Source organism: Variovorax sp. P1_H12_2 (assembly GCF_056405335.1).
In genome coordinates this window covers 1-8,061 of the sequence record NZ_JBFUCI010000298.1, presented here as the reverse complement: position 1 = coordinate 8,061, position 8,061 = coordinate 1, and the positions used below count along the sequence as shown (strand labels likewise).

7 protein-coding genes are annotated in these 8,061 nt (G+C 68.2%); 1 reads left to right on the top strand and 6 read right to left on the bottom strand.

Annotated elements, in window-relative coordinates:
* Positions 1–180: 180 nt before the first annotated feature.
* From AC1D2K_RS24480 to AC1D2K_RS24460, 5 genes are all read right to left on the bottom strand, one after another.
* The gene (locus AC1D2K_RS24480) at positions 181–1,167 is read right to left on the bottom strand and encodes a quinone oxidoreductase family protein (protein ID WP_478091671.1); all 987 of its coding nucleotides are present in this window, start codon (positions 1,165–1,167) and stop codon (positions 181–183) included.
* A gap of 174 nt (positions 1,168–1,341) precedes the next feature.
* A complete protein-coding gene (locus AC1D2K_RS24475) occupies positions 1,342–2,139 on the bottom strand; it encodes an SDR family oxidoreductase (RefSeq protein WP_478091669.1) in 798 nt (265 codons plus the stop codon).
* A 16-nt stretch (positions 2,140–2,155) separates the two neighbouring features.
* Complete coding sequence (locus AC1D2K_RS24470; RefSeq protein ID WP_478091668.1) at positions 2,156–3,073, bottom strand: DMT family transporter; 918 nt, start codon at positions 3,071–3,073, stop codon at positions 2,156–2,158.
* Positions 3,074–3,081: 8 nt separating this feature from the next.
* On the bottom strand, positions 3,082–4,695 hold the full coding sequence (locus tag AC1D2K_RS24465) for a gamma-glutamyltransferase family protein (RefSeq protein ID WP_478091666.1): 1,614 nt from the start codon (positions 4,693–4,695) through the stop codon (positions 3,082–3,084).
* Position 4,696: 1 nt separating this feature from the next.
* A complete protein-coding gene (locus AC1D2K_RS24460; RefSeq protein WP_478091665.1) occupies positions 4,697–5,668 on the bottom strand; it encodes a Bug family tripartite tricarboxylate transporter substrate binding protein in 972 nt (323 codons plus the stop codon).
* A gap of 98 nt (positions 5,669–5,766) precedes the next feature.
* Here AC1D2K_RS24460 and AC1D2K_RS24455 point away from each other — a divergent pair, with 98 nt between their 5' ends.
* Complete coding sequence (locus tag AC1D2K_RS24455; RefSeq protein WP_478091663.1) at positions 5,767–6,693, top strand: LysR family transcriptional regulator; 927 nt, start codon at positions 5,767–5,769, stop codon at positions 6,691–6,693.
* 53 nt (positions 6,694–6,746) lie between these two features.
* Here AC1D2K_RS24455 and AC1D2K_RS24450 read toward each other — a convergent pair.
* Positions 6,747–8,061, bottom strand: a 1,315-nt coding sequence (locus AC1D2K_RS24450) for a tripartite tricarboxylate transporter permease (protein WP_478091661.1), incomplete at its 5' end; no start/stop codon positions are given.

The following is an 8,061-nucleotide window of genomic DNA, read 5'->3' as shown; positions in this document are numbered from 1 at the left end:
AGTTCGGCCTGCCCGGCTCCCCCTCAGCACCCACCTGAACCCGGCCGGCGCAGCCAGGCCCGTTCGTGGAACACCGCGGAACCGGCTTTGCCGGGCCGCTGGTGTTGCCCCCGGCAGGGGGTGGGCGCCCCGACACGAAGTGCGGGGCAACCTGGGGGCGAGCTACAACTTGGGGGCGAGCTACAACGTGAGGATTGTGCAGCCGGTGGTCTTGCGGGCCTCGAGGTCGCGGTGCGCCTGCTGCACGTCGGCCAGGGCGTAGCGCTGGTCGATCGGGATCTTCACCGCGCCGCTCTCGACCACCGCGAACAGCTCGTCCGCCATCGCCTGCGTGCTCTCGCGCGTGGCGATGTGCGTGAACAGGGTCGGGCGCGTGACGTAGTACGAGCCCTTGGCCAGCAGGCCGAGGCTGAACGGCGGCACCGGACCCGAGCCGTTGCCGAAGACCGCGAGCAGGCCGAAGGGCCGCAGGCAGGCGAGCGAGCCTTCGAAGGTGTCCTTGCCGACCGAGTCGTAGACCACCTTGACACCCTGGCCGCCGGTGATTGCCTTCACGCGCTCGGCGAAGTTCTCGGTGGCGTAGTTGATCGCATGCGCGGCACCGTGGGCCAGTGCGAGCTGGCACTTGGCGTCGGTGCCGGCGGTGCCGATGAGCTGGAGCCCGAGCGCCTTGGCCCACTGGCAGGCGATCAGGCCGACGCCGCCAGCCGCGGCATGGAACACGATGAAGTCGCCGGGCTGCAGGCCCTCGGCCGGCAGCGTCCTGCGCAGCAGGTACTGCGTCGTCAGGCCCTTGAGCATCATCGCCGCGCCGGTCTCGAAGGAGATCCCGTCGGGCAGCTTGCAGACGCTCCTTGCCGGCATCACGCGCAGTTCGCAATAGGAGCCGGGAGGCTGGCTGGCGTAGGCGGCGCGATCGCCGGCCTTGAGGTGCGTGACGCCCTCGCCCACTGCCTCGACCACGCCGGAGGCTTCCATGCCGAGCTGCAGCGGCATCGCGAAGGGATAGAGGCCGCTGCGCTGGTAGGTGTCGATGAAGTTGAGGCCCACCGCCTTGTGGCGGATCCGGATCTCGCCGGGACCGGGGTCGCCGACCTCGACCTCGACGAACTTGAGCTCCTCGGGACCGCCGTGGCGGTCGATGCGCACTGCCTTGCTCTTGCTCATGGTGCTGCTCCTGATAAGTCGCCTATCCTGCCACGCCAGCGACTTGCCTTGTCGTGGCCGGCGCAGCCAGGCCCGTTGGTGAAACACCGCGGAACTGGCTTCGCCAGGCCGCTGGTGTTGCCCCCGGTCGGGGGTGGGCGCCGGACACGAAGTGCCGGCAACCTGGGGGCGAGCCTAATACGTCCCGGGGTAAGCACCGCCATCGGCCAGCACGTTCTGGCCCGTGACATAGGCGGCATGCACGCTGCAGAGAAAGGCGCAGATCGCGCCGAACTCCGCGGGCGTGCCGAAGCGGCCTGCCGGAATGTTCTTCTGTCGGCTGGCGCGGATCGCGTCGATGTCCTGCCCGGACTTCTTCGCCGCGCCGGYCAGCGTGCCCTTCAGGCGATCGGTGTCGAACGATCCCGGCAGCAGGTTGTTGATCGTCACGCCCTTGGCCGCGACGCCCGTGCGCGCGACACCGGCGACGAAGCCCGTGAGTCCGCTGCGCGCACCGTTGCTCAGGCCCAGGATATCGATCGGCGCCTTGACCGAACTCGAGGTGATGTTGACGATGCGCCCGAAGCCGCGCGCCGCCATGCCGTCGACCGTGGCCTTGATCAGTTCGATCGGCGTCAGCATGTTGGCGTCGATCGCCTTCACCCATGCCTCGCGGTCCCAGTCGCGGAAATCGCCGGGCGGCGGGCCGCCGGCATTGGTGACCACGATGTCGAATTCGGCGTGCGCCGCGAACGCCGCGGCGCGGCCTTCGGGGGTCGTGATGTCGGCCGCGACGTGCTTCACGAAAGGCTTGGCAGCGCTGCCTGCAGCAGTGGCCTGCAGGGTCGCCGCCGCAGCCTCCAGCGCCTCGGCGCCGCGCGCCACGATCACAAGGTTCACGCCCTCGCGCAGCAGCGCTTCCGCACAGCCGTAGCCCAGTCCCTTGCTCGCGCCGCACACCAGCGCCGTCCTGCCCGCGATTCCCAGATCCATGTTGATTCCTTCGGGCTCAGCGCCCCATTCGTGTGAAGACAAAGATGCCGGTGATGACCAGCACCGTGCCGGCCGCGATCCAGGCGGTGAAGGGCTCGCCGAGCAGCAGCACCCCCATCAGGATCGTCGACATCGGCCCGACCATACCCGTTTGCGCCGCCATCGCGGGCCCGATGCGCTCGATCGCCATCATGACGGCGAGGACGGGCACGGCAGTGCACAGCGTGGCGTTGAGCACCGACAGCCAGATCACCTCGGGCGCGACCTCGAAGGCCGCGCCCATCGGCCGCAACAGCAGGAACTGGGCGATGCACAGCAGGCAGGCCACGCTGGTCGCCAGACCGACCAGGCGCAGCGAGCCGAGCCGCTTGACGAACTCGCCGCTGGCGACCAGGTAGATCGCATAGCTCACCGCGCTCAGGAACACCAGGAAGGCGCCCCACGCGGCCGACGCGCTCTGGCCCAGGCTGAGCTCATGGCCGAACACCAGCAGCACGCCCGAATAGCTGATCGCCATGCCTGCGAACTGCCAGCGCGTGATGCGCCGCCGGTAGACGATCCAGCCGAACAGCAGCACCAGCGTCGGATTGAGGTACAGGATCAGCCGCTCGAGGCTGGCCGTGATGTAGGCCAGCCCCGCGAAGTCCAGGAAGCTCGACAGGTAGTAGCCCGAGAAGCCGAGCCCGACGACGCCGAGCCAGTCGCGCCGCGTGAGCGCCGGCTTGCCCCGCCCGGCCCACCATGCCATGAGCGCGAACAGCGGCAGCGCGAACAGCATGCGCAGCATGATCAGCGTCACCGCATCGACGCCGTGCCGGTAGGCCAGCTTGACGATGATCGCCTTGCCGCTGAAGGCGATCGCACCGAAGGTGGCGAGGGCCAGGCCCGGGGCAAGGTTTTTTCGAACGGCTTGCGCCGAGGCGGCCTGGGGCATCGAGAGGACTAGAACCCCGCGGCCAAGCCGTCGCGGCGCGCGTCGCTGGCCGCCACGTAGCCTTCCACCGCCGGGTCGCCCGCGCGCCAGATGAACTGGCCGGCGCCGAAGTCCTGGTAGGAGTCGTTGATGACATCGACCTTGTGGCCGAGCGCGGACAGGCCCTGCACGGTGGCAGGAGCCATCGCGGCCTCGGCATTGATCTCGAGTCCCGAATTGAAGCGCCAGCGCGGCGCATCGCAGGCCGCCTGCGGGTTCTGCCCGTAGTCCAGCATGCGAACCAGCGTCTGCATGTGGCCCTGCGGCTGCATGTTGCCGCCCATGACGCCGAAGCTCATCACCGGCGCGCCGTCCTTCGTGAGGAAGGCCGGGATGATGGTGTGGAACGGGCGCTTGCCCGGCGCCACCAGGTTGGGGCTCGCGTCCTTCAGGCTGAAGCCGTGCCCGCGGTTCTGCAGGCTGATGCCGAAGCCCGGCTCCACGCAGCCCGAGCCGAAGCCCATGTAGTTGCTCTGGATGAAGCTCACCATCATGCCGCTCTCGTCGGCCGCCGTGAGGTAGATGGTGCCGCCCTTGACCGGGTTGCCTGCCTTGAAGTCCTGCGCCTTGTTCACATCGATGAGTTTGGCACGCGAGGCGAGGTAGGCGCCATCGAGCATTTGCAGCGGTGTCAGCTCCATCGACGATGGCTCCGACACGTAGCGGTAGGTGTCCGCGAACGCGAGCTTCATGGCCTCGATCTGCAGGTGCTGCGAGCGAACCGAGTCGACCGGGATCGAGCCGATGTCGAAATGCTCGAGGATGCCCAGGGCGATCAGGGCGGCGATGCCCTGCCCGTTCGGCGGGATCTCGTGCAGCGTGTGGCCGCGGTAGTTCTGGGCGATGGGCTCGACCCACTCGGGCTTCCAGTTGGCGAGGTCGCGCACTTTGAGGCTGCCGCCGTTCTCGTTCGAGAACTTCTCCAGCGCTTCGGCGATCTCGCCGCTGTAGAAGGCATCGCCCCGCGTCGCCGCGATGGCCTTCAAGGCGCGCGCGGCCGCCGGGAAGCGGAACAGCTCGCCCACTTCAGGCGCCCGGCCCCACGGCAGAAAGCTCTGCGCGAAGCCCGGCTGCGACTGCAGGATGGGCGTGGCCGCGGCCCACTTCTGCCGCACCACGGGCGGCATCAGGTAGCCGCGCTCGGCGATCTCGATCGCCGGCGCCATGAGATCCGCGAAAGGCAGCTTGCCGAAGCGCTCGGACAATGCGACCCAGCCGCCCACTGCGCCCGGCACCGTGACCGAATCCATGCCGCGCATCGGCGGCGTGGCGGCGTCGGCGCCGTGCTTCTTGCGGAAATAGTCGGGCGTCCAGGCCGCGGGCGCGCAGCCCGAGGCATTGAGGCCGTGCAGCTTCCGGCCGTCCCACAGGATGCAGAAGGCATCGCTGCCCAGGCCGTTGCTGACCGGCTCCACCAGCGTCATGACCGCCGCGGTCGCGACCGCGGCATCGACCGCGTTGCCGCCTTGCTGCAGGATGCGCAGTCCGGCCTGGGCCGCCAGCGGATGCGAGGTCGACACCACGTTGCGCGCGAAGACCGGGATGCGGGTCGAGGTGTAGGGATTGGCGTAGTCGAATTTCATGTCAGTCCCCTGTGATCTTGCGTTCGGTGATGATCTTTTTCCATTTGGCGGCGTCCTGCGCCACCATGCCCGCGAGCTGCGCCGGCGTGCTGGTGGTGGGTTCGATCCCCAGCCGTGCCAGCTTGTCGCGCGTCTCCGGGTCGCTGAGCGACTGGTTGGCGGCGCTGTTGATGCGGGTCACGATATCGGCCGGGAGGCCCTTGGGGCCGTAGAGACCGAACCATGTATTGGACTCGAAACCCGGCAGCACGTCGGCGATCGGTGGCAGTTCCGGCGCCAGCGGGCTGCGCTTCAGCGTCGTCACGCCCAGCGCCCGCAGCCGGCCGTCGCGCACGTGCGGCATGCCGGTCGGCAGCGAGTCGAACAGCACGTCGACCTTGCCCGTGATGAGGTCGGGAATCGCGAGCGCGGTGCCCTTGTACGGGATGTGCGTGACGAAGACGCCGGCCTGCGACTTGAAGAGCTCGGCCGTGAGCTGCACGATGGTGCCGTTGCCGCTCGACGCGTAGTTGAGCTTGCCCGGGTTCTTCTTCGCGTAGTCGATCCACTCGCGCACCGTCCTGGCCGGCGAGTTGTTGGGCACCAGCATGATGCTGGGCGCATCGCCCACGTGCGCGATCGGGGTGAAGTCGTGCACCGCGTCGTAGGGCAGCTTCGGGTTGATCGCCGGGCCGATGGAGTGCGTGCTGGTGGTGGCCAGCAGCAGGGTGTAGCCATCGGGCGCCGCCTTGGCCGCGGCATCGGAGCYGATCGCGCCACCGGCGCCGGGCTTGTTGTCGATCACCAGCGTGGTGCCGAGCTTCTCGCCCATCTTCTGCGACAGGGTGCGCGCGAAGAGGTCGGTGGCGCCGCCGGCCGGGAAAGGCACGATCAGGCGGATCGGCTTGGCCGGATAGCCTTGCGCCCGGCTGGCGGACGTTGCGCCCACGCAAAGCACGGCGGCACAGGCCTGAATGAACTGGATTCGCTTCATGGTTCTGGATTCTGTCCCTGTGGAGAGGAAATCGGATGCTATGCAACGCCAGCGCATCAAGCCAGATAATCCAGCTTATCGAACTATGAATTCTGCTTATGGCAAGAAACACCGCGGAAGAGATCTCGCTGCAGCAGCTCAGGGCCCTGGCGGCGGTCGCCGAAACCGGCAGCTTCACCCTCGCGGCGGAAGCCCTGCAGCTCACGCAGCCCGCGATCAGCCACCTGGTCAAGCGAATGGAACACGAGCTCGGCCAGCCCCTGGTGGTGCGAGGGCGCCGCATCCGCATCACCAATGCCGGCCAGATGATGGTCGACACGGCCGTGCGCGCGCTGCGGCTGATCGATGAATCCGTCGGCGCCTGCCGGTCGCAGTCCCAGCTGCGCGAAGGGCGGGTGGTCCTGGCCGTGGGCCATCTCACGGCGGGCGCCCTGCTGCCGCCGCTTCTGGGCCGCTTTTCGCAGCAGCACCCGGCGCTGGCGACGGTGCTGATGGACAGCACGGCCGAGCAGATGATCTCGCGGATCCTCTCGCAGGAGGCCGACCTGGGCTTCGGTTCGGACATCGGCCAGAAGCACTCCGAGCTCGCGACCGAGCCGCTGTTCAGCGAGCGCATGGCGCTCTTCGTGCGCGACGATCATCCGCTGGCCCAGCGGGTGGTGATCGATGCCCGGCACCTGGATGCGCTGGCCTTCATCCACGTCAATCCGGACGCCAACGTGTGGCGATCCGTCAGCCGCCAGCTGTCGAGCGTGGCCAATGTGTATCCGCGCGTGGTCCACCATGTCTCGATGCTGTCGACCGCGTTCGGGCTCATCCAGGCCGGCGCGGGCGTCGCGCTGCTGCCTCGCTACGTGGAAGTCCTGATGCCGGGCAACCTGCGCGCGGTGGCCGTGACGCGTCCGGCGCTGGAGTATCCGGTCGTCGCGGTGCGGCTGGCCAAGCATCCGCTCAGCCCGGCCGCCATGGCCTTCCTCGCCATGGCCAGGCAGCACATGAAGCCGCCGCGCCCGCACAAGACGTAAAAAAAAACGGCACCCGAAGGTGCCGTTGCGCGAAGCCGGAAGGAGCGCAGCGCTCAATCCTCGACGAAGGCTTCCTGGCGCTTGGACTTGACCGCCGGCAGAAGCACGATCACCAGCAGCAGCAGCGCCGCCGCCAGCAGGCCGGCCGAGATCGGCCGCGTGACGAAGACGATCCAGTCGCCGCGCGACAGCAGCAATGCACGGCGCAGGTTCTCTTCCATCATCGGCCCCAGGATGAAGCCCAGCAGCAGCGGTGCGGGTTCGCAGCCGAGCTTGAAGAAGGCGTAGCCGACGAAACCGAAGATCGCCACCATCCAGATGTCGAAGGTGTTGTTGTTGGTCGAGTACACGCCGATGGCGCAGAACAGCACGATGGCCGGGAACAGGTACTTGTAGGGCACCGACAGCAGCTTGATCCACATGCCGATCAGCGGCAGGTTCAGGATGATCAGCATCGCGTTGCCGAGCCACATCGAGGCGATCAGGCCCCAGAACAGCTCCGGGTTGCTGGTCATCACCTGCGGGCCGGGCTGGATGTTGTGGATCGTCATCGCGCCGACCATCAGCGCCATCACCGCGTTGGGCGGGATGCCCAGCGTCAGCAGCGGGATGAAGGAGGTCTGGGCGCCGGCGTTGTTGGCCGACTCGGGAGCCGCGACGCCGCGGATGTTGCCCTTGCCGAAGGGCACTTCGCCCGGATGCAGCTTGGTCTTCTTCTCGATCGTGTAGGCCGCGAAGGCCGCCAGCAGCGCGCCGCCGCCGGGCAGGATGCCAAGCGCCGCGCCGAGCGCCGTGCCGCGCAGCACCGCGGGCAGCATGCGCTTGAAGTCTTCCTTGGTCGGGAACAGGCCGGACACCTTGGCGGTGAAGACCTCGCGGTCTTCCTCGGGGCGCGACAGGTTGGCGATGATCTCGCCGTAGCCGAACACACCCATCGCGATGGCGACGAAGCCGATGCCGTCGGTGAGCTCAGGAATGTCGAAGCTGAAGCGCGCCACGCCCGAATTGACGTCGGTGCCGACCAGGCCCAGCAGCAGGCCCAGCACGATCATCGCGATCGCCTTGAGCAGCGAGCCCGAGGCCAGCACCACGGCGCCGATCAGGCCCAGGATCATGAGCGAGAAGTACTCGGCCGGGCCGAACTTGAAGGCCAACTCGGTCAGCGGCGGCGCGAAGGCCGCCAGGATCAGCGTGCCGACGCAGCCGGCGAAGAACGAGCCCAGGCCGGCGGCCGCGAGCGCAGGCCCCGCTCGCCCCTTGCGCGCCATCTGGTAGCCGTCGATCACGGTCACGACCGAGGACGATTCGCCCGGCAGGTTGACCAGGATGGCGGTGGTGGAGCCGCCGTACTGGGCGCCGTAGTAGATG

Coding starts and splice junctions, on each gene's coding strand:
- AC1D2K_RS24470 (WP_478091668.1), bottom strand. CDS start 3,073: ATGCCCCAGGCCGCCTCGGCGCAAGCCGTTCGAAAAAACCTTGCCCCG.
- AC1D2K_RS24455 (WP_478091663.1), top strand. CDS start 5,767: ATGGCAAGAAACACCGCGGAAGAGATCTCGCTGCAGCAGCTCAGGGCC.
- AC1D2K_RS24480 (WP_478091671.1), bottom strand. CDS start 1,167: ATGAGCAAGAGCAAGGCAGTGCGCATCGACCGCCACGGCGGTCCCGAG.
- AC1D2K_RS24465 (WP_478091666.1), bottom strand. CDS start 4,695: ATGAAATTCGACTACGCCAATCCCTACACCTCGACCCGCATCCCGGTC.